This window comes from Nostoc sp. (genome assembly GCF_036917815.1).
Classification (GTDB): Bacteria; Cyanobacteriota; Cyanobacteriia; order Cyanobacteriales; family Nostocaceae; genus Nostoc.
Genome location: NZ_JBALEK010000037.1, coordinates 46,288 through 70,820, shown reverse-complemented (window position 1 = coordinate 70,820; position 24,533 = coordinate 46,288). Strand labels below are relative to the sequence as shown.

The 24,533-nt window shown below is 42.7% G+C and carries 20 protein-coding genes and 2 pseudogenes; 12 read left to right on the top strand and 10 right to left on the bottom strand.

The window, feature by feature from the left end:
- Window positions 1-32: 32 nt before the first annotated feature.
- The 3 genes from V7K97_RS10540 to V7K97_RS10530 form a co-directional block, all read right to left on the bottom strand.
- Window positions 33-1,499, bottom strand: coding sequence for an HlyD family secretion protein (locus V7K97_RS10540; RefSeq protein WP_334800860.1), 1,467 nt, complete (start codon window positions 1,497-1,499; stop codon window positions 33-35).
- A gap of 161 nt (window positions 1,500-1,660) precedes the next feature.
- Window positions 1,661-2,128, bottom strand: a complete 468-nt coding sequence (locus V7K97_RS10535) for a MarR family winged helix-turn-helix transcriptional regulator (RefSeq protein ID WP_334800859.1) — start codon at window positions 2,126-2,128, stop codon at window positions 1,661-1,663.
- A gap of 74 nt (window positions 2,129-2,202) precedes the next feature.
- A complete protein-coding gene (locus V7K97_RS10530; RefSeq protein WP_334800857.1) occupies window positions 2,203-3,861 on the bottom strand; it encodes an ArnT family glycosyltransferase in 1,659 nt (552 codons plus the stop codon).
- A 136-nt stretch (window positions 3,862-3,997) separates the two neighbouring features.
- Here V7K97_RS10530 and V7K97_RS10525 point away from each other — a divergent pair, with 136 nt between their 5' ends.
- From V7K97_RS10525 to V7K97_RS10500, 6 genes and pseudogenes are all read left to right on the top strand, one after another.
- Complete coding sequence (locus V7K97_RS10525) at window positions 3,998-4,642, top strand: class I SAM-dependent methyltransferase (protein WP_334800855.1); 645 nt, start codon at window positions 3,998-4,000, stop codon at window positions 4,640-4,642.
- 537 nt (window positions 4,643-5,179) lie between these two features.
- Window positions 5,180-6,136 carry a GTPase Era gene (gene era / locus V7K97_RS10520; RefSeq protein WP_334800853.1) on the top strand — a complete coding sequence of 319 codons (957 nt, stop codon included), beginning with the start codon at window positions 5,180-5,182 and terminating at the stop codon, window positions 6,134-6,136.
- A gap of 83 nt (window positions 6,137-6,219) precedes the next feature.
- Window positions 6,220-6,897, top strand: coding sequence for a response regulator (locus tag V7K97_RS10515; protein ID WP_109008954.1), 678 nt, complete (start codon window positions 6,220-6,222; stop codon window positions 6,895-6,897).
- A 603-nt stretch (window positions 6,898-7,500) separates the two neighbouring features.
- Window positions 7,501-7,935: pseudogene (locus tag V7K97_RS31995) on the top strand (hypothetical protein); the annotation flags it as partial.
- Window positions 7,936-7,956: 21 nt separating this feature from the next.
- A complete protein-coding gene (locus V7K97_RS31990; protein WP_442936896.1) occupies window positions 7,957-8,037 on the top strand; it encodes a hypothetical protein in 81 nt (26 codons plus the stop codon).
- Window positions 8,037-8,261, top strand: coding sequence for a type II toxin-antitoxin system HicB family antitoxin (locus tag V7K97_RS10500; RefSeq protein ID WP_334800852.1), 225 nt, complete (start codon window positions 8,037-8,039; stop codon window positions 8,259-8,261). The genes V7K97_RS31990 and V7K97_RS10500 overlap by 1 nt, the downstream gene beginning before the upstream one ends.
- A gap of 76 nt (window positions 8,262-8,337) precedes the next feature.
- Here V7K97_RS10500 and V7K97_RS10495 read toward each other — a convergent pair whose 3' ends face one another.
- The 6 genes from V7K97_RS10495 to V7K97_RS10470 form a co-directional block, all read right to left on the bottom strand.
- Window positions 8,338-8,751 (bottom strand): PAN domain-containing protein, encoded by a 414-nt coding sequence (locus V7K97_RS10495; RefSeq protein ID WP_334800851.1) that lies wholly within the window; start codon window positions 8,749-8,751, stop codon window positions 8,338-8,340.
- 127 nt (window positions 8,752-8,878) lie between these two features.
- Window positions 8,879-10,321 carry a UDP-N-acetylmuramoyl-L-alanine--D-glutamate ligase gene (gene murD, locus V7K97_RS10490; protein WP_334800850.1) on the bottom strand — a complete coding sequence of 481 codons (1,443 nt, stop codon included), beginning with the start codon at window positions 10,319-10,321 and terminating at the stop codon, window positions 8,879-8,881.
- Between the two features lie 84 nt (window positions 10,322-10,405).
- Window positions 10,406-12,559 carry a glycine--tRNA ligase subunit beta gene (glyS, locus tag V7K97_RS10485; protein WP_334800849.1) on the bottom strand — a complete coding sequence of 718 codons (2,154 nt, stop codon included), beginning with the start codon at window positions 12,557-12,559 and terminating at the stop codon, window positions 10,406-10,408.
- 95 nt (window positions 12,560-12,654) lie between these two features.
- On the bottom strand, window positions 12,655-13,959 hold the full coding sequence (gene urtA / locus V7K97_RS10480) for an urea ABC transporter substrate-binding protein (protein ID WP_334800848.1): 1,305 nt from the start codon (window positions 13,957-13,959) through the stop codon (window positions 12,655-12,657).
- Between the two features lie 239 nt (window positions 13,960-14,198).
- Entirely contained in the window at window positions 14,199-15,419 is a 1,221-nt protein-coding gene (locus V7K97_RS10475) for a hypothetical protein (protein WP_334800847.1), read from the bottom strand.
- Between the two features lie 377 nt (window positions 15,420-15,796).
- Window positions 15,797-15,955 (bottom strand): hypothetical protein, encoded by a 159-nt coding sequence (locus V7K97_RS10470; RefSeq protein WP_334800846.1) that lies wholly within the window; start codon window positions 15,953-15,955, stop codon window positions 15,797-15,799.
- Between the two features lie 843 nt (window positions 15,956-16,798).
- Here V7K97_RS10470 and V7K97_RS10465 point away from each other — a divergent pair.
- From V7K97_RS10465 to V7K97_RS10450, 4 genes are all read left to right on the top strand, one after another.
- Window positions 16,799-18,088 (top strand): glycosyltransferase family 4 protein, encoded by a 1,290-nt coding sequence (locus tag V7K97_RS10465; protein ID WP_334800845.1) that lies wholly within the window; start codon window positions 16,799-16,801, stop codon window positions 18,086-18,088.
- Window positions 18,089-18,874: 786 nt separating this feature from the next.
- Window positions 18,875-20,491 carry an efflux RND transporter periplasmic adaptor subunit gene (locus V7K97_RS10460; protein ID WP_334800844.1) on the top strand — a complete coding sequence of 539 codons (1,617 nt, stop codon included), beginning with the start codon at window positions 18,875-18,877 and terminating at the stop codon, window positions 20,489-20,491.
- Between the two features lie 154 nt (window positions 20,492-20,645).
- Complete coding sequence (locus V7K97_RS10455; RefSeq protein ID WP_334800843.1) at window positions 20,646-20,792, top strand: hypothetical protein; 147 nt, start codon at window positions 20,646-20,648, stop codon at window positions 20,790-20,792.
- 90 nt (window positions 20,793-20,882) lie between these two features.
- On the top strand, window positions 20,883-22,265 hold the full coding sequence (locus V7K97_RS10450; RefSeq protein WP_334800842.1) for a carotenoid oxygenase family protein: 1,383 nt from the start codon (window positions 20,883-20,885) through the stop codon (window positions 22,263-22,265).
- A 467-nt stretch (window positions 22,266-22,732) separates the two neighbouring features.
- On the opposite strand, the gene cbiE is transcribed toward V7K97_RS10450, so the two are convergent.
- Window positions 22,733-23,956 carry a precorrin-6y C5,15-methyltransferase (decarboxylating) subunit CbiE gene (gene cbiE, locus V7K97_RS10445; RefSeq protein ID WP_334800841.1) on the bottom strand — a complete coding sequence of 408 codons (1,224 nt, stop codon included), beginning with the start codon at window positions 23,954-23,956 and terminating at the stop codon, window positions 22,733-22,735.
- A gap of 109 nt (window positions 23,957-24,065) precedes the next feature.
- On the opposite strand from cbiE, the gene V7K97_RS10440 reads away from it, so the two are divergent.
- Window positions 24,066-24,287: a hypothetical protein gene (locus tag V7K97_RS10440; RefSeq protein WP_334800840.1), complete on the top strand. Its 222-nt coding sequence runs from the start codon at window positions 24,066-24,068 to the stop codon at window positions 24,285-24,287.
- Window positions 24,288-24,333: 46 nt separating this feature from the next.
- A pseudogene (locus tag V7K97_RS31985) lies at window positions 24,334-24,522 on the top strand (ParE family toxin-like protein); the annotation flags it as partial.
- Window positions 24,523-24,533 lie beyond the last annotated feature (11 nt).

The window sequence follows — 24,533 nt, the reverse complement described above, 5'->3', positions numbered from 1 at the left end:
CGGGAATGAAAAGTAATTTACCGAAGATACTATTACTTGACTGCCACAGCAACTTCCGCAGACATCCCCGGAGTAATCCGCGATTCGTACCCTTGAATGCTCTTTTGATCGAATACTATTTTTACTGGAATGCGTTGGACAACTTTAGTAAAGTTACCTGTAGCATTATCCGGTGGCAATAGGGCAAACTCAGCGCCGGAAGCTGGCGAAATACTGTCAACACGACCAACAAAGGTATGATGAGGAAAGGTATCCAGCTTGATTTCTACTGGCTCTCCGGGACGCATCTTTTCTAATTGAGTTTCTTTGAAGTTGGCAACTACCCAATAGTTGTTATCCACGATCGCCATTAATGGTGTTCCGGCTGCAACTCGGTTGCCAACTTCCACGTTCTTCCTACCGATGCGTCCGGCACTGGGGGCGGTAACATTAACATAAGATAGTTGCAATTTTGCGTCTTTGAGCGATGCTTCTGATTGGGCGATCGCTGCTTTTGCCGCTTCGTATTGACTACGTTTGACTGTTGTATCTTGTCCGCCGGCGGTAGCTTGTTGCAATCCTCCCTTGGATGCTGCCAATTTAGCTTGGGCGGTGACTACATTTTCTCGGGCTTGTGCTAGTTGAGACTGGGCTTGGGCTACACCAACTTTGGCGGAAGCTAATTTGGCTTGGGCTTGTTCTACTCCCTGAATGGCGGCGTTTTTTTGTGCCGTCGCCACATCATAAGTTGCTTTGGCTGCGTCTAGTTGCTGACGAGGAATTGCACCTGTTTTATACAATTCGTTGTAACGATTGTAATCTGTTTTAGCTTTTTCCAAATTGGCATTTGCTTGCGCTACCTGCGCTTGAGCTGCGGGAATACCTGCTTGGGCTAGTCTGACTTCAGCTTGCGCTGCTGGTATCCCAGCTTGGGCTTCTTTGACTGCTGCTTGGGCTGTGGAAATTGCTGATGCCGCACTACTAACATCCCCTTGCGCTTGAGTTGTCTTACCAGTGGTGGTTTGTGAACTTAAAGCAATATTTGCTTGGGCGGCTTGCGCCTGTCCTTGAGCGTTTTGTAGGGCGGCTTCTGCTTGTTGTACCTTACTTTGATAGTCTCGTGGATCTAACTTCACCAATAATTGTCCAGGTTGCACCAGTTGGTTATCATTCACCAGCACTTCACTTATAGTTCCGGGAATGCGAGTACTAATTTGGTGAATGTTTCCCGCAACGGTGGCGTTATCTGTTTCCTGGTGGGTGGAGGCATATTGCCAATAATGAAAACCAAAAGTACCTGCGGCGATCGCACCCACGCCTAATCCTGCCAAAATTAAACCAGTCGGTTTTTTCCGCTTCGGTGGAACTTCTTTCTCAATCTCAGGAGTGACAACAGGTGCTTCGGCGGTTGTGGATGTCTCTGTGGTAATAGCTTCTAGAGTCTCGGAATCAGGAATCACTTCTTTTTCTAAAATTGGGGTTTTGTGTCCGTTACGTCCGTTCAAAGTATTAGCACCCATGATTCTTAACTCCCTTGTTCGTTCAATGATTTGATTGATAATCGTTTATTTAGAATGCGTAATATTCCCGGAAAAAAATCTTATTTCCTTAGTATGCGTAATATTATCTCAGAACAAATCTTGATACTGCCTCACCCAGTCGGGTGATTATGGGATCATCTTTAGGAGAGGTTAGCGATCGCCCGATTCAAAATTTGGGAAAACACTTCCCGATCGGCAAAGCAAATACCGTCCATCGCTTCATCACGCACGGCTGCGGCGATTGGCGGTAACACAACTTCTAATTCCTTACCTGCATCCGTTAGCCAGATGCGCCAGATGCGGCGATCGTGGGTGTCGCGTTCTCGACGCACCAAGCCACGTTCTTCCATCCGATCTAGTACGCCTGTTAAAGTCCCTCCTACTTGTTTGAGTTTGTCTCCAATACTAGAAGTAGGTAAACCATCTTCTTGCCAAAGACAGCACAACACCAACCAGTGAAATGGTGTTAGTCCAAAGGGTTCTAGCCTCTCAGTAAACTTGCGACTGACGAGTTGCGAGAGTAATTTGATTCTGTAGCCCAAATTGTATGGTGCCAGATTTTGCTGCCACGACTCTAAAGCTGGGGAGTGATTAGATGTAGAAACCATATCACAAAATACTTAGTGTACGTAATATTATAGATAAATTAGCCTTTTTTCGCAACAAGTGGTTTGTATCTGTCTTAGGGAAGAACTTGAATCAACTGGTACTCTTCGACTCTACCAACAAGGCGGTGAGGGCGAGATAAATTAGGGGACTGGTCAGTATAGATCAAAGCATAGCTCAAAGGTGGTATTTGGGAAATAGAGACTACTCGTTGGGGATGAATAGAAAGATATAAATCAAGCAGTATTTCGGTTTTCTGGTCTATTTCCACATAGTAGATAAGATGAGATTGGAGAATTGGAGCGATCGCACTTTGTTGTAAAAAAGTTTTCAAAATAGGGTTATAGTCACCTAAAAGACCGATGCTACCCATGGCCGCCAAAGCCAGCCAACAGGGAATTAACCAACCTGCAATCCAGTAACGTGCTGTGAGGAACTTTTTACCAAAGTGGTAACGACTAATCCACACCACAGGTAAAATTAACCAACCCAACCCCATAGCCAAGCCAATAGTTGCATACTTGCGGATGTCAGAAGCACCCCAACCCAGAACCCCAATACTCGCTATAACAACTACAACACCTAAACCACCAAAGCCATAGCTGAGATTTCGAGGAAGATTTTTCTTGGCGAAAAGGTTTAATATATTTTTTTTGCTCTTTTGAACAGGGAATTGGGGAGGGATTCCTGTATTATAAATATTGCCTAACCAGTTTAAACCCACAGATGCAAACAAAGCTATAAACGGATAAAGGCAAAGACTATAGTGAGGGAAGCGAGTACTAAAAAGACTTAGTTCTACAAATAGGACAAGTGGAAACCCAACTAAGATCAAATGGTAACGAGGAATAGGACGATGGAGAGTCAGAACTAAACCTAAAATCCCAAAGAAAGCCCAAGGGAATGCTTTTAAAGGAATATTCCATACATAAAACAGCCGTCCATTATTATTCTGATCCTCAAAACCTAGATGCACAACAAACTTGATCAACTCCTCAAAACTATGATTTCCGTAGTGCAGCCAGCTTAACCACAGCCAAACGCAGGTAGGTATTAAACCTACAAAAAAGCCTAAATATAAAATTGGGTTACTAAGATGACGGTGACGGCGATGTTCCCAAATTAAATAAGGCAATAAAGCTATAATAGGCAAAAAAATCATAAAGCTTCTGACTAAGAAGCCTAAACCTAAACTTAAACCAGCTAGAAAACTCCAAAAATAGCGATATTTAGGATGTAATTCCGTTTTCATCAAAGACCAAATAGCTAAAAGTACCAAGAAAATCATCGGGACATCAGGTGTGCTTAAACGAGAGTATTGCAACCAGAGAAACTCCACACTTAAAATTGCAGCAGCTAGCCAAGCTAACTTTTTCTCTAGCATAATTTTGGCGATTTTATACACAAGCCATAAGCAAAAAATGCCCGCAATCATACTAGGAATACGCGCACTCATATCACTCATACCAAACAGCTTGTAAAAACTGGCGATTAACCAATAAGGTCCAGGGGTTTTATGATGTGCCCTTTCCCAAGGAGTTATCCAATTACCAGAATCAAACATCAGACGCGCACGCCAAGCATAAAGGGCTTCATCATGTGCCATCAGGCTATCGTGTCCAGAAGTAAATAATAATAAGGGCAGTATCCAAGCTAACAAACTCAAATAAGGTAATAATCCGACTAGGCGGATTTTTCGGCAAATATGCTGCAAGAAGTGTAGTTTATAGAACATTGAATTGATAAAATTGAATGCTGCTATTTAGACTCGTTTAAGTGTCCTGATGTCATTAAAATATGTTACATAGTGATTGTTTAAAAATACCTGAAGTTGTCGCATTTTCGGAAAAAGTTCTCCAAAACAGATATTTATGCAGTTAAGACCGAATCAACGCCTGAAATTAGACGACACAGACGATAAGCTGTTCTATGCCTATCCGCGCTTCGTCACCCATGTCGATGAAGGATTTATTCAACAGCTAACAGATTTATATCGCGATCGCTTGAAACCCAACACTCGTATTTTTGATATGATGAGCAGCTGGGTGTCTCATCTGCCAGAAGATATAGAGTTTTCCCATGTGGAGGGACACGGACTCAATGCTGAGGAATTAGGACGTAATCCTCGGTTAAATCATTACTTTGTCCAAAATCTTAACGAAAATCCGCAGCTACCCTTACCAGATGAAGATTTTGATGCTGTTCTCAATTGCGTATCTGTGCAGTATGTGCAATATCCAGAAGCAGTATTTTCCGAAATTTACCGCATCCTCAAACCCGGTGGTGTGGCAATTATCAGTTTTTCTCACCGGATGTTTTTTGAAAAAGCGATTCAAGCTTGGCGGGAGGCTTCAGAAGCAGTTCGAGTGGAATTAGTCAAAGATTACTTTGCCTCAGTCCCAGGATTTACAACCGCAGAAGTTATAGCTCATAAGTCAACATTACCGAATTTCTTACAGTGGTTCGGTGCAGCTGGAGGAGACCCATTTTATGCCGTCATCGCTTACCGCAGTTAAGCCAAATAGTCATAACTGGTCTGTCGGATTATAGTTACGAGGGGTGAACAAATTCGTAGTCAGGACTTTAAAGCACTCAAGTGCTTACTACGAACTTGCTTACCCATCAATTTAAACTTGACAATGTTGACATTTCGATGAAGCATACTTGGTAGTAGATTGAACTTAAAACCAAGTTAGTACTATTTAACTAAAAAAAGCTTTCTCTGTAAATACCAAAGTAATTTTATCTTCATTTGATGTCTAAGGAATTTCCAAGAAATAAATTATGCAAATAAACGAACCACAGAGGCGCAGAGAACACAGAGAGAGGAGAAATACAGAGGTTTTTGCGTCAGTTTTGGGATATTTTTTTCTTTGGAAGTCCCTAAAAACAAAACCAACTTATCCCAGCTGTAAAATATAACTGTAGAGCCAGTAGTAGATTAAACCTAAGCAAAAGCAATGCCCGAAAATGCTAGGGTGTTTTTATGCTTGTTTTGTGTTTAATAAAAAACCAAGTTATCCCAACTGTAAAATATAAAGGTGGAGCCAAAGGTGACTAGTATTGATAATTACACCTTCTCTTTTTCAGGAGAAGTAACAATCCCCCAGGCTCCTCCTGAGTTCCAGTCAGGTTTTATCGGCATTATCGGTCGCCCAAATGTCGGTAAATCTACTTTGATGAATCAATTGGTAGGACAAAAAATTGCCATTACATCACCAGTAGCGCAAACGACACGTAACCGTTTGCGCGGCATTTTGACTACACCAGAAGCACAGTTAATTTTTGTAGATACGCCAGGAATTCATAAGCCCCATCATCAATTGGGCGAAGTATTGGTGCGAAATGCGAAAATTGCCATTGAATCAGTAGATGTATTACTGTTTGTGGTAGATGGAGCAGTAGCTTGTGGTGCAGGCGATCGCTATATTGCCGAATTGCTCAGTCGCAGTAAAACACCGGTGATTTTGGGTGTGAATAAAACCGACCAACAACCAGCTGATTCTCAGTTTCTAGATGATAGCTACGCCCAGATGGCCCAGTCTCATGAATGGGAAATCGTGAAATTTTCTGCCAAGACTAGTGCCGGATTACCCCAACTTCAAGAATTATTAATTGAACATCTAGAAATTGGACCATTATATTATCCCCCAGACTTGGTAACTGACCAGCCAGAACGCTTTATTATGGGTGAATTGATCCGAGAACAAATTTTATTATTGACTCGTGAAGAAGTACCCCATTCAGTAGCGATCGCCATTGATTTAGTAGAAGAAACTCCCAGCATTACTCGTGTACTTGCTACTATTAACGTTGAGCGCGATTCCCAAAAAGGCATACTCATTGGTAAAGGCGGAGCGATGCTCAAAGCAATTGGTAGTGAAGCTCGCGAACAAATCCAAAAGTTAATCGCTGGTAAAGTTTACCTAGAATTATTTGTCAAAGTCCAACCAAAATGGCGACAGTCGCGGCTCAGTTTAGCAGAGTTAGGCTATCGGGTGGAAGAATAAATTAGTCATTGATCATTGGTCATTAGTCATTGGTCATTGGCAGGGAAAAAAGGCAAAGAACAAAGGACTTATAGATAATAAAAATGTCTTTAGATACTCGCTATCCTTTAAATTTACCAGCCAATGCTCCGCCGTTGCGCGTGTTAATTGTTGAAGATGATCCGATGATGCAACTCGGATTAGAGCAATCGTTAATGGCTCATCCTCAGTTAGAGATAGTTGGACAAGCTGAAGATGGTTATTTGGGAGTTCAAGCCGCACTGCAACTAAAACCTGATTTGGTGGTTATGGATATTGGATTGCCGCGATTGGATGGCATTGCCGCCACACAGCAAATTAAGGCGGCGCTACCAGCAACTCATGTGGTGATGCTGACATCTCATCAAACAGAGACAGAAATTATTGCGGCACTATCTAGCGGTGCAGATGCATATTGTATTAAAGGTGCAAGTGTGGAACGATTGTTAAGTGCGATCGCCGCCGCAGTTGATGGTGCAGCCTATCTCGATCCTCAAATTGCGCGGCGAGTAATTGATAATCTCAAACCGCCTTCACCCACCACCAACACCGCCAACTTATCTGGGCGCGAGTTAGAAGTCTTGAAACTCATGGTAGACGGGTTGAGTAACCCAGAGATTGCCGAAAAACTCTACCTGAGTCCCAACACCATCAAAACTCACGTCCGAGGGATTATGAATAAATTAGCAGTAGACGATCGCGTGCAAGCAGCAGTCGTTGCATTGCGTTCTGGGTTGGTTTGATTATCTGGTGATCTTTAATTCCATTTAACAAATAGAGGCGTATATATCATATATACGCCTCTATAGCCGATTCATTCGTTGCCAATAATTTGGAAAAATAGTCTACCTCAATGCATTTTAAAAGAGTTTGAGAATTGATTAGGGTCTAAATCAGCAGGAAATAATAAAATTTCCTTGCCTTCTAAGCTTGCCTTTTGGTGAAGCAAAATTGCCTTTCCCAAAGAACAATATTTAATTGGAACCCACCCGTCGCTATAAAAGTAGACAGTTACTCGGCTCATTGCATACTCTTTCATCGGTAGTGGAACGTACCAGGACGAGTCCACAATTTGAACTTTACTTGTGGAGTCCATGCTTTGAACCTCAGCTACTAAGTATATTTACTCTCACTCATCACTTTCACCTATCCAAGAGAGTTATAGTAACTATCATAAGTAATAACCTAATGTGTCTTTAAGTTAGATATTTAGGTATAATCCCCAGACACTAATACTTGTTGTCCTGGATCTGAAAGCCGCATTGTTTATCCTCCCTAGATTCAAAAGATACTACCTCTTGAATAATCGCCGAGATGAATTGAAAAACTTGATTTAGCTTAATTATTTGCTTGCTCAAAGATTTGATTGGTATGAGGAAAACCGTTGTCCAATTAATTGATAGATGTCCTTTGATTTGTCATATACTAGAGTTAAAGTAACAGCCAAATTACTATAATCAAAAAGCATCATTAACTCAACTCAAAATAGACAGACCGGGCAATACGGTTCGGTTTAGGCACCAAACGCGATAAATCGCCGTCAAGACGAAAGATTGATCCTTGTAGAGACGGCGATTTATCGCGTCTTTGGATCTAGAATTTTCTTAACCGAACCGTATTGCAGATCGTGGTACAAAGATATTCACTCTCAAGTGCTACAGTAAGTCCCTAAAAAAGTTGAGATAACTTTTGATAGATGGTTAAAAGGTGACGTTAACGGCAAAAAATCGGGTGGAGCTAGGTTTAAGAGGTTGTTTGAAAATCGAGAGTTCAAACATCCTGATAAACCTGGTACTGTAACAGTGGCTGGTAAGCCAAATGTGGATGTGCCAATTGGTACTCTGAAAAATATCTGGAGACAAGCTCAATTGGAGGAAGACTGATGCGTTATACAGTTGTGATTGAAAAGGGAGCAACTAGCTACGGCGCTTATGTCCCTGATTTACCAGGTTGTGTAGCTGTGGGTGAAACTTTAGAAGAAGTCAAGCAGATGATTACAGAAGCTATTGAATTTCATCTAGAAGGAATGCTAGAAGATGGTTTACTTATTCCTAAACCTACCAGCATCGCTCATGAGGTTGAAGTTGGAAACTACAGCAAAACATAATTATAGTAAACCACTAAATTAGCTCTAAACAATCCTTCTAGTACAGATTGGCGGAAGTTCGCACCGCACTTTTCGCTTACAATTTCACACCGGATACACAGCAGCTATTTGGTGTTGATGCTGGCGCTACAGATTTTAAATAACAAACAGCATTACTACCTTGTACTCCTGGTACAACATAGGTATAAGCACTACAGCTGCTATCATTAATACAAGACTGCTGGCAAAGTGAAGCGGATGGTGAGGTGAAAAAAGATGTGTAATCGCTACCTGGTCTATCTCTACCAAATTCAGCCGTTACGACATAACGTGGAATAGTGGTTGAGAGTGGACTCGTTTGAGCTGTGGCAGGTTGAGCCAATGGTGTGAAGTTTACAATCGTACTAAAACCTAAAATTAGCAAAAGTGCCAACCCAAAAAATATAATATTTTTTGGAAAAACAAAAATTTTCTGTGCATATTGCCAAGCTGCGACCAATTTTAAGTTCATAAATCTCTCCTGGCTGTACAGTATTATTAGCTATGTATAGTACAGTTATTTGCTACCAAATACGAAAATTGTTAATAATTTTACATGATTCATTCACTATGTGACTTGCAGCTACACAGTGAATGAGCTAAGGCAGAGGAGATGAAAGAATCGAGTTGTATTGAAGCTTCCAGGCTTCTGCCCAAGCAAGGCACAACTGACGAAAACGATCGCCCCGCACCTCAAAATTCGAGTACTGGTCGAAACTCGCGCAAGCTGGAGATAGCAACACTACATGCGCTTGATACTGCTTGGCTAATTCCGCCGATTTGGGGACTGCCTTTTCCATTGTTTCCACAATTTCGTAAGAATAATACCCCACCTCTTGGAGACGTTTGGCAAATGCGGGCGCAGCAGAGCCAATCAATAATACAGCAGCAGCTTGGGAGTGAATTTTTGCTAGCCAACCAGTATCATCACCTGCTTTGGCTTCTCCACCAGCAATTAAAATCGCTGGACTATTAACGGATGCTAAACCAACTTCAGCAGCATCGTAGTTGGTGGCTTTGCTGTCGTTAATAAAATCAATCCCTTCCCAAGTACAGATATGCTCCAAACGATGGGCAACACCGGGGAATTCAACAATACCACGCGCGATCGCATCGCAATTAATTCCCGCTAATCTTGCCGTTGCGACTGCCATCAAGAGATTTTGTAGGTTATGTTCTCCCACCATCCGCAAAGTAGATACTTTCACAATCGCTTCTGGTGCAGAGGTTGCAGTCAATTTTTCCACAACCCAGCCATCTTGAATGTAAAAGCCTTTTTCGCTAATTAGGGAATCTTTTCCTTTGACACTTGTCCAATAGGCATCAGGCCAAGCATTTAGTCCTAGCTGCCTCAAGTAGGCATCATCACCATTAAACACTTGCAACTCTGACTGACGTAATAACTTGGCTTTGATATTGTAATAGTTCTCTAAAGTCTGATGACGACTGAGGTGATCTGGTGTGAAAGTCGTCCAAACACCAATACGAGGAGCAAGAGAGACGGAAGATTCTATTTGATAGCTGCTAAGTTCGGCAATCACCCAATCAAGTGAGGAGTTATCAAATTTTTCTGCTGCTCTCTTTGGCTGAGATAGGGCAACTTCACAGGCGGCGTGGCCAATGTTACCACAGGCGGGTGCGTTTAATTCTGCTGCTTGGAAAATGGCAGCAACTAAAGCTGTGGTAGTAGTTTTGCCGTTAGTACCTGTAATTCCTACCCAAGGTAGCGATTGCAAATTTCGCCAAGCAAGTTCTATTTCCCCAATGGTTTCAATACCTAATTGGCGTGCCTTAACTAATACGGGAATATCCCAAGGTACGCCAGGACTAACGACTATTAATTGCGGTAAATTAGCACCATTCAATTCTAGGGATTGGCCTAGTTTTACGGTTATTTGCTCGGCAGCGAGTTCTTGTTGTTGTTGCAGGAGGGTTTCGGAGGTGTTGCCATCACTTAGCTCTACCTCCCAACCTTCCCGCTTCAACAATCTCGCCGCAGCAACACCGGACTTTCCCAATCCAATTACAGTAGCTCTGGACATAGATTGCAGCTATAAGTCCCTGGTTAAGCACTCCCTATAGTAGCGTTTATTGGCAAAAATTACACAAGTTTTTGTTGACCTACGCTACAGATTTTTAACGATCGCACCAAAATCAGCTAAAACACGGGCATGATTGCGAACTAGTCCCAGCAGATGTAATCGATTGCGCTTAATTTCGGGATCGGAGTCCATAACTAAAACGCTATCTGGGCCATCAAAGAAGTTACTAACTGTGGGAGCAATTTTTGTTAGTGCTGCTACTAACAGTTGATAATTTCGGGTCTCTTGTGCTGCTTGAGTTTGCGGTACTGATTCCATTAGGGCATTATACAAAGCTACCTCAGAAGACTTTTGGAATAATTCTTGACGAACTACGGTTGTTGGTTCTAGCTGTTTTGTATCCAAATCACCTTGGGCGGCTAATCGTGTGGAACGATTAACAGTTTCGTAGATGTTATCTAAGGTACTGTCGTTGCGGATTTGTTGTAAGTATAAGGCGCGATCGCGTACATCCAATAAATCTTTTAACGTCCGTTCTGTGTATTCTGGATCATTTTCTCCCAAAACTGCATTTACCAAATCGTAATCAATCTGTTTTTCTTCTTGTAGTAAAGTGCGGATGCGTTGTAAGAAAAACTCTTGCAACGCTCTGGTTAAGGATGCCTGATCTTTGTGATATTTCGCTGCAAAGTCTGTGGCTATTTGCGTCAATAAATCATCTAAATTTATCGGTAAATTACCAAACCAAACAATTTTAACTACAGCATTAGCAGCACGTCGCAAGGCAAAAGGATCAGAGGAACCAGAGGGAATTAAACCTAAACCAAAGATACTCACCAAGGTATCTAATCTATCTGCTAAACCGACAATTTTACCCGTGATTGTTCCAGGTAAAATATCACCGGCTCCCGTTGGCAAATAATGTTGAAAAATAGCTTTTGCGACTTCCGCATCTTCACCACTGGCTAAGGCGTATTTTTCTCCCATAATACCTTGTAATTCCGGGAATTCATACACCATTTGTGTAACCAAATCTGCTTTACATAATAAAGCAGCACGTTGGATTCTTTGGCTTTGATTTTCAGCTAATTCTAATTGGCTGCTGATTCGCTCGGCAATTTTAACTATTCTATCTACCTTGGCACGCACCGAACCCAATTCTTCTTGGAAAGTGACTTTTTCTAACTGTGGTAAGAAGCTATCTATTGGCTTAGTTAAATCAGCTTCGTAGAAAAATCTGCCATCAGCTAATCTGGCACGAATTACCCTTTCATTCCCGACGGCAACAATATCTGATTTATGGGGATCAGCATTAGAAATGGTGATGAAATTGGGCAATAATTCTTGCTCAAAACTATCTGGTTTGAATACAGGAAAATAACGCTGATGAGTAACCATGACTTCAGTAATTACCTCAGTTGGTAATTCCAAAAATTCTGGTTCAAATTTCCCCACAACTGTAGAGGGATATTCTACAAGGTTGGTTACTTCCTCTAACAAATCGGGGTAAATTACCGTATACCCGCCTAAATTCTCTGCTACTGCCTTTACCTGCTCTTTGATAATATTTGCCCGTTCTACTGGGTCAACGTTGACAGATGCAGACTTGAGAGTGGTAACATAATCAGTAGCTTGGGCAATTGTCAGAGGTTCAGGATGTAAGACCCGATGACCTTGAGAAATGCGATCGCTCTGAATCGTTTTAGAACCATTCACTAATTCTAGAGGTAGCACCGTATCATCTAACAAAGCTACCAGCCAACGAATCGGTCGGGAAAACCTTGCATCCCCATCACCCCAACGCATCAATCGCTTACCTTCTAAAGCCCAAATCCACTGGGGAATAAGTTCTGTCAAAATTTCCGCCACAGGACGGCCAGGAATTCTTTTTTGTAAAAAGACAAATTCCCCTTTGTCAGTGGGGCGAAGGAACAGCGCATCTATTTCCACACCTTGCTTTTTGGCAAAGCCTGCGGCGGCGGCTGTGGGCTGACCATCTTTAAAGGCGGCTTGGGCTGGAGGCCCTTTAATTTCTTCTTCTCGGTCTGGTTGCTGGGATGGTAGACCTTTAATTACTACCGCCAGCCGCCGGGGAGTACCATACACCTGGACGCTTTCACCCTTGAGGCTGTTTGCTTCCAGGCTTTGGGGAATGCGTTCCTGCCATTGCACTAAAGCATCACTGAGAAAACTTGCAGGTAGTTCTTCTGTACCAACTTCTAATAGAAACCCAGGCATATTACACTGTTTTCAACTTTGGGTAGCTCAACTTTATCAGTTATTATCTGGCGATCGCTCGTGACTTTCACTATCTTACAGGTGCAAGATAAAAGCTAAGTTATTTTATACTTACCACCCTTAGAAGGATTCAGCCAATCGCAAGCATAACCTTTGGTTTCGGCTAAAAATTGGTTCCAGGGTATCGGTTTTACGGCATCCTTGCTTTCGTAGACGATTTGGAATAGACCATCGTCTTTGACTTCTCCAATCCGCACGAACTTAGATAGGTGGTGGTTTACGTTTATAGTAACTTTCCCTTCAGGTGCATCGAAACTTTGACCGTAAGCCGCAGCTTTTACCATTTCGAGGTGATCAGCCGTTTTTGCTTTCTCAACCGCTTGCTTCCAGAGATATACCATAATGTAACCGGCTTCCATCGGGTCGTTCACAACGCGATCCGAACCATATTTCGCCTTGAACGCTTGCACAAACTTCTCGCTTGCAGGGGTTTTGACGGTTTGAAAATAATTCCAAGCTGCGTAGTGACCCAAAAGATAGTCAATTCCAATCGCTTTGACTTCTTCTTCCGCAATGCTGACAGACATAGAAGGATATTTATCGGGATGTAAACCAGAGGCTTGTAATTCCCTGAAAAATGCAATGTTAGTATCTCCATTTAAGGTATTGTAGATAACACCTCCATTTGGTAAAGCTTGCTTAATTTTAGCGATCGCAGACTGGACATCGTTACTGCCCAAAGGAATGTAATCTTCGCCAACACTTTTACCCCCATTAGCTTTCAGTTGTGCCTTGATGATACTGTTGGCAGTACGCGGAAAAACGTAGTCAGAACCAACGAGAAAGAATTCTTTGCCTTTATGCTTGAGCAACCAATCAACCGAAGGTTCAATCTGCTGGTTAGGAGCGGCTCCCATGTAGAAGATGTTGCTAGAACACTCTTGCCCTTCATACTGCAATGGATACCATAGCAAGTGCTTGTTCGACTCGAATACCGGAAGTACAGCTTTGCGGCTTGCCGAAGTCCAGCAACCAAATACCGTCGCTACTTTGTCTTGCTCAATCAGCTTCTTCGCTTTCTTCGCAAAGGTAGCAGGGTCAGAGTTGCCGTCTTCCACAATTGCTTCAACTTGTTTACCTAATACACCACCAGCTTGATTAATCTCTTCAATCGCTAATCGTTCGGCATCAACAACACTCTTCTCACTAATTGCCAAACTGCCGCTAAGTGAGTGTAAAATCCCAACTTTGATCGTCTCTCCAAAAGTAGTAAATGCTAACAGAGAAGTTTTCCGACTACTGCTTGTAGAAGGTTTGCTGCTGCAAGCTTTCAGAAATAGACTAGAAACCACAGTGGAGCCAAAAATAATCAACTTCCGCCGACCGAACAATTTTGTCATAAATAGGTGTTATCTAGCTTGTAGAAGGTTACTTAGAGGATGTTTAAAAGGGTCTTTTGCTCTCATACTTAGCACAGCAAAGCATCTCAGGAAATGGCGAAACCTTGATTTGGCGTTGCACTTAACCCAGTGCATAACTGCAAAATTATACCTTTCGGGACTTTTAAAACATCCTCTAAGATATTGCATCTGCTATATATTTTTCTAAAAGTTAGCAGCGTCTATACTCCAAGTGATCATCAAAGGTTCCAATTCACCGTGAAGAAAAACAAAACAATACCAGCCATGCACCCGACATATAAGAATGGATAAATTTTGCGGAAGGTTACATTGATTCGTTTATATAGCATTTCTTGTTTTGTTTCATTTAAATAGACGATCGTACTAGACGTAATTAAACTTAAGAGCAGGGCGAAAACGGTAATCCCAAAAACTGCATCGGTCAAAGTAATGTAATTTACAGCCGGAATTTCTTTAGCTAGACTTAGTTTGAGAGCGATTGTCGTCAGGATTAGCGTTAACGTCCCACCCAATCGCGGAGAGGCATAAGAGGCAGTTTTGGCTGGGTCAATCCAGGTTACGGCAGCAGAAGCAACAAAAATGACAAATAGCGGTAGAAAAAAGTTGAAAATGATGTATTGCGGTTTATGCTGAACGTCAATGGATACAACTACTTCTGGAAAACCGAGTTTGGAATCAAGACGATTAAGACCTTGCGTGCGAGCATCAATATTTTTAATTAACCAGCGTCCAATAATCTGCTTTGATGGGTCTGGGGAAGGAAATTTAAACTCTTGGAGATCGAATGTGACATTACTGCGATCGTCAAGGGCAGAATCAATAGCTAGGGTGAGTGTTTCGTTACAGAAGGGAAAAGTGTGGACATCTGCATCAAATTTCACAATATCATTAAACTGTTCGTATACTCTCACCCAACCGTTTGGAGCAATGGAGACTGAGCGATTTTGTATTTCTCGTGGCTGAATTTCATGACCAATTGTGAAACTTGGCGACCAGATTTTTCCCAAAATAGATTTGACATCATCACCATTAAATTTTAATGAAGCATTTGTTTCTTTACTATTGGGAGTGAAACCCAATCGACCATCTTGCCATTCTAGAACGACTTCTGCTGCTATATTGTATGTTTTGTCAGGCAAGCTAATCTGAGATATGGTGTTTAACGCCACATAAACGAAAACAATCGTTGGTTTATAAGGACTGGGTTGGCGCGTCGAATTTGATAGTTCAGCTTGCAAAAAATTATCTGCTGGTTTTGTTTGAGCAAATTGTTCAGTGATTTGGCTGACAATCTCCACTTTCGACTCTGATTTTGATAAAGCAATACGATTCCCCCCTTCCATATTCAATGCATAGGCTTGGTGGGTATGAGCAATGATACACCATACTATTGTTAGGACACAGACTAATATAAGTTGGCAAAATGCAACTGTTCTCATTTCTAATAACTGCTTGCTGACTACTATTTGGGTAACTATTCAGGGGGTGTGATGAGCAAAAAATTGAGATACTAAACAAGTCTTGCATTGCATTTTGTACCATGCATTGACTATGACGATATACTCCACTCAGCAGCGCAACCAAGATTGGTAATGATGAGTTTTTTAATGTCCGATTAGTTGTTTCTAATAGCTGCTGCTAAACTGCTTCGACTAAAGATGAACAGCAGGTTGAAGTTAATAGATTGGAAGAGTGTGCCTCACTCCAGCACGAGGACGATGGTCTTCATATGCTGCAAAGGCTTTTATAATTGCAATTTGAGACACGGGAGTATATGCTATAATGCAATAGAGCATTGCATTATAGCATATATTGCTTACATTGAGAATGAAATAGCTCTGCCTTTAATGCAGTGACCAAAAAAGACATTGAAAAGCATTTTCACCAAAATCGCTGCGATCGCAGCAACCAGTGCTGCTTTTGGTGTAGCGTAGGCGTAGCCCGCCGTTCGCGTAGCGTCTCGTAGAGAAGGCATCGCTGCTGCTAACAACCCAGCTCAAGCTGTTGAGTTAAACTTTAACTGGCTAGGTAATGGTGGTTATTCAGCCACAGGTTCATTCAGCTACGACGAAGCTACAGCACCAACAATCATTTCCGAAGCTGGTAGTGGAGCAACCAACTTTTTACAATCCTTGAATGTCTCCTTCTTAGACCCATCTAAAAATTTTCTGGGAACTTATAACACCGTTACTGGTGGAGTGTCACAATCTGATTTCTTTAAATTCAACTTTGATACTTCCACTCAGAAGTTGTTTGGTCCAATTTACTGAATCTCTATTATAGCCCCACTAGTTCAGTGAACTGGTGGGGTTATCATTCAACTTCACTGCTTCGTCATCAACACTCTTGAAAAGAGTGCTGTTAGCGCCTAGCTAGACTTGAGCCAATGCTGAGTGAATCAAATGAATACAATACTGATGACTTGGTTAAAAATAGTTAATGTGCCAGTTTAAAGGGCGGTATGAGGGTTATATGCACAACCTTGAATATAATGCTACAATCCCCCAAGTGTAAATTTAGGCATTAGTCAGAATTAACCAGATCAACTATTGTCATAATCACCAGAAACTAAAGCCTATGTCTATAAGAACCTCACCTGTTTATACAAGCTAATATTTTGATGCTTAAGTGTTTTTTGCAGTATAAAAATTATCTTTTGAAAATCACTAAGAAAATTCAGAAGCAATGTTTAAACCAATTTCAATCAAGCAATCTTACAAGTTAAAACAAGTAATAAAAGTAGCAGACCCTACTGGCTATTAATTAATGAATAAATCTGCTCATCTCAGGCTGTCTTCACAAAATTCACAAATAGCTCATGCACATTCTGATTTATTCCTACAACTATCATCCAGAGCCAATTGGAATTGCTCCATTAATGACTGAATTGGCAGAAGGACTAGTAAAGCGAGGTCACCAAGTGCGAGTGATTACGGGAATGCCCAACTATCCTCAGCGCGAAATTTACGATGGGTATCGGGATAAGTGGTATCTGACTGAAGAAAAAAATGGCGTCAAAATTCAACGAAGTTACCTGCGGATTAAGTCTAAACCTAATCTCGTGGATCGGCTGTTACTGGAGTTAAGCTTTATTTTCACGAGCTTACCCCAAGCCTTTAAAGGCGGACGCCCGGATGTGATTATCTTAACAGTCCCGCCTCTACTAGGTACCTTACCAGCAACAATATTTGGTTGGTTATACAACTGCCCAGTAGTTCTGAATGTGCAAGATATTCTACCAGAAGCTGCCGTGCGTATCGGGTTATTGAAAAACAAGTGGATGATCCGAATTCTTGCAGCCCTAGAGAAATTTGCCTATCGGACTGCACACACGATTAGTGTCATCGCTGATGGGTTTCGTGAGAATTTAGTGAATAAGGGAGTACCTGTTAATAAAATCGTTTGTATTCCCAATTGGGTGAATGTAACTTTTATCCGCCCTTTACCAAAAGAGAAAAACTCCTGGATATCTAGTCATCAACTAGATGGGAAATTTGTAGTACTTTATTCGGGCAACATTGCTCTCACGCAAGGTTTAGAAACAGTAATAGAAGCAGCCGTTTGCTTGCGTCATATCAAAGATATTGTCTTTGTGATTGTTGGCGAATCAAGAGCATTGCAAATGTTGCAGGAATGTTGTCTCTTAAATGGAGCAGATAATGTTTTGCTGCTACCATTACAACCGCGAGAAAAACTACCCGAAATGCTAGCAGCATCTGATGTAGGGCTGATTGTGCAAAAGCGCAATGTGATTTCCTTCAATATGCCTTCAAAAATACCATTGTTGTTGGCCAGTGGTCGCCCAATTGTGGGTTCAGTTCCCGCCACTGGTACTGCTGCTAGAGCGATCGAACTCAGTGGTGGTGGGATAATTGTTGAGCCAGAATCACCCGATGCAATGGCCGCTGCGGTGCATGATTTATATGCTAATCCGGCTTTAGGTGCGAGGCTAGGTAACACAGGAAGAAAGTTTGCTGAAGAAAACTACTCCTTGGAGCAAGCACTTGATAAGTATGAAGGGCTGCTTTCTCATATTGTTGCTAACCGAAAATCAACTGTGGGGATCTTGCCGAAATTGGATTCTAAAGACTCAGTTATGGATGGTTGAAGGGGATTGGGGATTGGGCAAGACAGACAAAACCCTGATTGGGATAAATTAAATCACCCATTCGGGTGAGTTCAAAATCAACCGATCGGGTGACCTAAATGTAGGAAGTTGAGACTTGTCAAAAATAGGACTCTAGAAAAAACTGGTTCTTGGTGAGAATAACTTGATGAAACTCGCAACCTTGATTAATAAAGCTGAATTAATCAGCGTAGGCATAGTTGACCCTACCCTTCGGGGATCTTGCTACGTGTAGCGTTTCGCAGAGAAGGCATCGCTCCATACCTTTTTATTCCCTAAGATCAGTATTCACTAGGGCTTAAGAGCGATAAACTCATCTGTAGATTATACCAATATCGTCTGCTATGTGGTTATAATGCAAGCAAGCGCTTGCAAACAGTCATGGAAAACTTAGATGTAAGGCTTTGTAAGCAGATGATGGAAGAGCATAATAGCAGTTTGCCATTGAAGGAAGCAGGAGGTTCAGTTGACTGCCTACAACAAGATAAACCGTCCTTTCTCTCTGAGCTAAGGCACTGGGTTTGTAGTGACTAAGAAAGTTTTATAAATTACAGTTTAAAAATAGGAGTTAAGTAGTGTACAAAATAACCATAATGTGATTAAGGATATTGGTTCGTTTTAGGTACTAGACATCGTGAGCGATCGCCCGAATACCCAAAAATTTTGTCACCAATATAGAAAAACAAGGGCTAAAAAACTATTCAAATAATGCTTTTTTAGCGAAGAGTAGATTGCCCAAGTCTAAATCCACAAGACGAGAAAACGAAGATGTCCTATTCTGAGTTACCTGACTCTCCCCTTCCCGTTGAAATAGAACAGCCGACTGTTACTAATGATTCTAGTCAAGAGTCGCAACCATTGCCAGAGCGATCGCCAGAGCCACCTCAAAAGCGGCGTTGGCCTCTAATCTTGGGAATTATCCTGTTAATTGCAGGTGTTGGTTTTGGTTGGCGCTGGTGGCAAACTAGTAATGCTAGCAATGCACCATCGGCTGCTGGAGCGCCTGGTGGTCCACCGATGGCAATTCCGGTCAAGCTAGCAACTGTGGAAACTGAAACTGTCCAGGAGAGTTCAGAGTATATTGGCCAATTTGAGGCACCACTCTCTGTACCAATTAAGCCACAGGTTGGAGGACGAATTGCCCAGGTTTTCATCAAAGAGGGCAACCGTGTTCAAGAAGGGCAAGTAATTATTAGCCTAGAAGTTGATGATGCCCAAGCCCAGCTACGACAAAAACAAGCAGCACTAGAACAAGCAGAGGCAAATCTTGCCGAACTCAAAGCCGGGACTCGAAGAGAAGTAATTTCCCAAGCCAAAGCCCAGCTAGATCAAGCCCAAGCAAAATATCAAGATGCCGTATCTGGATCGCTACCACAGCAAATTCAGCAGGCTGAGGCTCAAGTTAATTCCGCCAAATCCGATCTAGTACTAGCACAAGCACGAGCAACGCGATACGAACAATTAACAAAAGAAGGGGCAACTTCCCAAGATAGCCTAGATGAATACGTCAAAAACAAAGCTAGTGCTGAAGCGGCGCTGGTTGCAGCCCAGAAAAATTTAGAGCAACTCCGCAAAAGCAGAACTGCTAATATCCAGCAGCTAGGTGCTGCCTTAGAACAGCAGAAACAATACTATAGGCAGCAGGTGAACGGTAACCGCCCAGAAGATATTGCCCAAGGGCGATCGCAAGTCAGCCAAGCGGCGGCTCAAGTGCAGTCGGCTCAAGTGCAACTACAATACACAAAAGTCCTAGCTCCTTTCACAGGTATTGTTGGTAATATCCCAGTCAAGGTAGGACAGTATGTGGCACAGGGGGATCAACTCACCACATTGACCAAAAACGACTCTTTAGATTTGAATATATCCATTCCGCTAAATCAAGCCAGAAAGTTGCGCTTGGGATTACCTGTACAAATGTTAGACGCCCAAGGCAAACCCACCGCAACGGGTAAGATCAGTTTTATATCCCCAAATGCCAGTTCAGATTCGCAAACAGTTTTGGTGAAAGCCAACTTTGGCAATTCGAGAAATCGACTGCGTAATCTTCAATCAGTGCAAACCAAAGTCATCTGGGACGAACATCCAGGAATTTTGATTCCAGTTACAGCAGTATCTCGTTTGGGTGGGGAGACTTTTGTGTTTGTGGCTGAAGCGCCAACGTCAAAGCCGAAAGCTGAAGCGTCAGCCGAAAAGCCGAAAGCTGGAGCGCCATCTTTAGTAGCTCAACAGAAATCCGTGAAATTGGGAGTGATTGAGGGGAATAATTATCAAGTTATCGAAGGACTAAAAGCTGGGGAGAAAATTGTTGTTTCGGGTATTCTCAACATAACTAATGGCGCTCCCATTACTCCTGCACCGCAAGAAGCGGGTAGTCAGAAGCCTTAGTTGAAGAGGGGCAGGGCGCTCATGTTGCCCACTCCACAAGATATTGAGAAAATTTTAATATGCAAGTTAGATGTGTTTTAGCTGACTGGCGCATCTATTGCCGCCAACAAAGTCTCTGGGATTCATGCAGCTTTGAGTTAATGTCCTAACCTCTTTGTCCGTTGCTATATTAAGTTTACGTGCAACTACAGAAGCGATCGCTAAAGAAATATTAGATACCTGGTTTAGCACACCCTTTTCTGAAGATGAGCTGAACTTCCTGCAAATCAAACGAATTAAACAGCTAGAGAAAAAGGTTTAATTTGCAGATTGATTGCAAAAATTTCCCAACGTCCTCAAAAATTCTACGTGGGCGCGATCGCAAACTCAAATGTACAGTTAAATCAAGACAATGGTAACAATAGCAGTAAATCCGTATCTCGATGGCAACTTTGCTCCAATTAATGAAGAAATCACCACCGACAAATTGCCAGTCATCGGTGAATTACCCCTTGAACTATCGGGGATGTTTGTACGGAATGGACCTAACCCTCAATGGACACCTATCGGTCAATATCATTGGTTTGATGGCGATGGGATGTTGCATGGTGTGCAAATTACCAACGGCATAGCCACTTATCGTAACCGCTACGTGCAGACAGCCGGATGGAAAAAAGAACGAGAAGCGGGTAAGGCTCTTTGGACTGGGTTGTTAGAACCACCGCAGATGGATAATCCTGAGGGTGCTTACAAAAATACCGGCAACACTGCCTTGGTGTGGCACGCTGGTCAGATGTTGGCGCTGAACGAGGGTGGGAAACCTCACGCCATCAAGCTTCCTGAATTAGCAACCCTTGACGAGTATAGCTACAATGGCAAACTGGTTTCTGCCTTCACAGCCCATCCCAAGGTAGACCCGGTGACAGGTGAAATGATCTTCTTTGGCTACTCTCTTATCGTGCCGCCTTACCTGCAATATGGTGTGGTTTCAGCACAAGGGGAACTGTTGCGGACAGTGCCAATTGACCTGCCAATAGGGGTGATGATGCACGATTTTGCCATCACAGAAAACTACACGATTTTCATGGATTTGCCCATGACTTTCAGCCCCGAAAGAGCGCAACGCAGAGAACCTGTAATGATGTTTGAACGCGATCGCTCTAGTCGTTTTGGCATTATACCACGTCACGGTGACAACAGTAATATTCGCTGGTTTGAAAGTCCTGCTTGCTACGTCTTCCATACCCTCAACGCTTACGAAGAGGGAGACGAAGTGGTGCTTATCGCCTGTCGCATGAGTTCTACCACTGTTTTGATTTCCGATGATTCGCAACCTGACCCAGAGGCAAATATTCCTCGTTTGCATCGCTGGCGGTTTAACCTCAGTACGGGGACAGTGCGTGAAGAAATGTTGGATGATGTCGTTTCCGAATTCCCTCGCGTCAACGAAAATCTATTGGGGCGACAAACCCGATATGGCTACACTAACAAAGTGGCAAACAGTCCCCTACCTTTATTTGAAGGTATTATCAAGTACGACTTCAGCAGTGGAAAGTCCCAAACCCATGAATTTGGAGAGGGGCGCTATGGCAGTGAAGCTGTGTTTGCGCCGCGTCCTGGTGCAATAGCTGAAGATGATGGTTGGCTTATAACTTTCGTCCACGATGAGGGTTCAAACACTTCAGAATTGGTAGTGGTGAATGCTCAAGACATAACATCTGAACCTGTAGCGCGGGTAATAATTCCCCAGAGGGTGCCTTATGGGTTTCATGGTGCCTGGGTTGCTGAAGAATAGCTAAGGGATCTGCGGGTTAATAGTGTCCCAACCAACCGGGTTTAGACTGCGCTCAACCCTCAGCCGTCGAGAGTTGAGCGCAGTCTAAACTCGGTTTACTGGTACTTTATTTTCACGCAAGTCCCTAAATGGGGACTGGGGACTGGGTACTGGGGAAGAAATTATTTTAAGATTTGCTTCGGGTCTGAATCCCCATTCAAATCTTAAGAGTCCCCAATCCCCAATCCCTAGTCCCCAATCCCTAGTACCTAATCCCTAGTACCTAATCCCTAGTACCTAATCCCTAGTACCTAATCCCTAGTCCCCAATCCCTAGTACCTAATCCCTAGTACCTAATCCCTAGTACGACAAGGCGGAAATAAAGCAACCATTTTAAATAGCCAGAAAGCCTACAAAATAAGCATTCTTTCTTTTTACTTTTGCCTTTTTACTTTTGCCTTCTTGTACTAGTCCCTAATCCCCAATCCCTAGTTCAATTTTTCAGATTTTACAACTATCCATTGCGTTACAGGTGCCATTGCTCGCCAGCCCAAAAATTTACCAATAGGTTCTGTGCGCTGGATAGCAATACGAGTTAAATCACCACCGACTCGTTCATGCCATTGAAATAAAGTTTGCTCACCCTCTACCGTCACGACATTTGCCACCAAACGCCCGCCTGGCCGCAGTGCTTCCCAGCAAACATCAAAAAGTCCTGTTGCTGTTACTCCGCCACCAATAAAAATTGCATCTGGTGCTGGCAAGTCTTTCAGGGCATGGGGCGCTTTACCTTCAATGATTTGTAGATTTGGAGTACCGAGAGTGGTGGCATTATCGGCAATGTAAAGTAGTCTAGAGGAGTTTTGTTCGATCGCGATCGCCCGACATCGAGGATGGCTCCGCATCCATTCGATAGAAATTGAGCCGCAACCCGCGCCAACATCCCACAAAAGTTGTCCCGGTGTGGGTGCTAAAGTTGCTAAGGTGATTGCCCTAACCTCATGCTTCGTTAACTGTCCATCGTGGTGATAGGCGTTATCTGGTAGTCCTGGTAATCTTGGTAATGGGATAACACCAACATCAGCAATACAATCAACTGCGATCGCATTCAAGGCAGCAACTTCAGTTTCACTCCAGGATACAGCCATACCTTCGATAATTCTTTCATGAGTACCGCCCATACGCTCCAAGACGGTAATCTTACTGCCACCATAGCCGCGATTTGTCAAAATTTCGGCAACGATGGCGGGTGTGTCCTTCCCTTCGCTCAAAATCAACAGCCTAGCTCCCGGATAAATGTAAGACTGGAGTAGGGAGGATGGACGACCATTCAAACTCAAGGTTTCCACCTCAGTCAAAGACCATCCAACCCTGGCACAGGCGAGGCTGAAAGCTGAAGGTGCGGGGATAATAGTCATTTCAGAGAGGGGAATTCGCCGCATCAAGGTGACACCAATGCCGTAACACATCGGATCGCCGCTTGCTAGTACGCAGATTAACTGATCCCGACGCTGGATGATTTCCTCTACTGAAGCACTAATGGGGGATGTCCAGACTAGTTTCTCACGTCGATCATCTGTAGGGAGCATTGCTAAATGGCGATCGCCTCCCACAATTACTTTAGCTTGATCCACTAGAGAACGAGCGATCGCGCTTAACCCCTGTAATCCATCTTCCCCAATGCCGACGATCGAAAGCCATTTTTGTATCATACTAATTCATGATTAATAATTATTACTTCATAACTAAGACTTGCCACTAATTCTAATTCTGAATTATTTTTGGTAGGATAATTGACAGTGCTGGATTGAGGATAACAGGATGAACTCACTCCCAGAAATAGAAGCCGCTATTATGCAACTGTCTGAAGGTGAAATGCGGGATTTATCAAACTGGCTCCAAGAATATCTCAATGATGCTTGGGATAAGCAAATTCAAGCAGATGCAAAATCGGGTCGATTGGATCAGCTAATCCAGCGTGCAAAAGCAGATATTGAAGCTAATCGGGTGAAACCGTTAGATGAAATCCTTAACAACCCCTGATTTTTGGCGCTCATATTCTGCACTTTCATCTTAAGTTCAAGAGCAAGCTAGAAAAGCATATCGCCTTTGGATTAATAATAAATTTCATCCGTCTTTGCATTTCAAAAAAGTAGGAAATGATTTGTGGTCAGTCAGTATTAGTGGTGGATATCGGGTACTAGCATTTAAGAAAGGTGAAGATTATTACTGGATCTGGATTGGGTCACATGATGAGTACGAGACGCTGATTGGATAAAAATATTGCTG

Bases quoted from the DNA above. Each gene is read 5' to 3' on its own strand.
- V7K97_RS10540 (WP_334800860.1), bottom strand. From the start codon at position 1,499: ATGGGTGCTAATACTTTGAACGGACGTAACGGACACAAAACCCCAATT.
- V7K97_RS10535 (WP_334800859.1), bottom strand. From the start codon at position 2,128: ATGGTTTCTACATCTAATCACTCCCCAGCTTTAGAGTCGTGGCAGCAA.
- V7K97_RS10530 (WP_334800857.1), bottom strand. From the start codon at position 3,861: ATGTTCTATAAACTACACTTCTTGCAGCATATTTGCCGAAAAATCCGC.
- V7K97_RS10525 (WP_334800855.1), top strand. From the start codon at position 3,998: ATGCAGTTAAGACCGAATCAACGCCTGAAATTAGACGACACAGACGAT.
- V7K97_RS10515 (WP_109008954.1), top strand. From the start codon at position 6,220: ATGTCTTTAGATACTCGCTATCCTTTAAATTTACCAGCCAATGCTCCG.
- V7K97_RS10500 (WP_334800852.1), top strand. From the start codon at position 8,037: ATGCGTTATACAGTTGTGATTGAAAAGGGAGCAACTAGCTACGGCGCT.
- V7K97_RS10495 (WP_334800851.1), bottom strand. From the start codon at position 8,751: ATGAACTTAAAATTGGTCGCAGCTTGGCAATATGCACAGAAAATTTTT.
- murD (WP_334800850.1), bottom strand. From the start codon at position 10,321: ATGTCCAGAGCTACTGTAATTGGATTGGGAAAGTCCGGTGTTGCTGCG.
- glyS (WP_334800849.1), bottom strand. From the start codon at position 12,559: ATGCCTGGGTTTCTATTAGAAGTTGGTACAGAAGAACTACCTGCAAGT.
- urtA (WP_334800848.1), bottom strand. From the start codon at position 13,959: ATGACAAAATTGTTCGGTCGGCGGAAGTTGATTATTTTTGGCTCCACT.
- V7K97_RS10475 (WP_334800847.1), bottom strand. From the start codon at position 15,419: ATGAGAACAGTTGCATTTTGCCAACTTATATTAGTCTGTGTCCTAACA.
- V7K97_RS10470 (WP_334800846.1), bottom strand. From the start codon at position 15,955: ATGCCTTCTCTACGAGACGCTACGCGAACGGCGGGCTACGCCTACGCT.
- V7K97_RS10465 (WP_334800845.1), top strand. From the start codon at position 16,799: ATGCACATTCTGATTTATTCCTACAACTATCATCCAGAGCCAATTGGA.
- V7K97_RS10460 (WP_334800844.1), top strand. From the start codon at position 18,875: ATGTCCTATTCTGAGTTACCTGACTCTCCCCTTCCCGTTGAAATAGAA.
- V7K97_RS10450 (WP_334800842.1), top strand. From the start codon at position 20,883: ATGGTAACAATAGCAGTAAATCCGTATCTCGATGGCAACTTTGCTCCA.
- cbiE (WP_334800841.1), bottom strand. From the start codon at position 23,956: ATGATACAAAAATGGCTTTCGATCGTCGGCATTGGGGAAGATGGATTA.
- V7K97_RS10440 (WP_334800840.1), top strand. From the start codon at position 24,066: ATGAACTCACTCCCAGAAATAGAAGCCGCTATTATGCAACTGTCTGAA.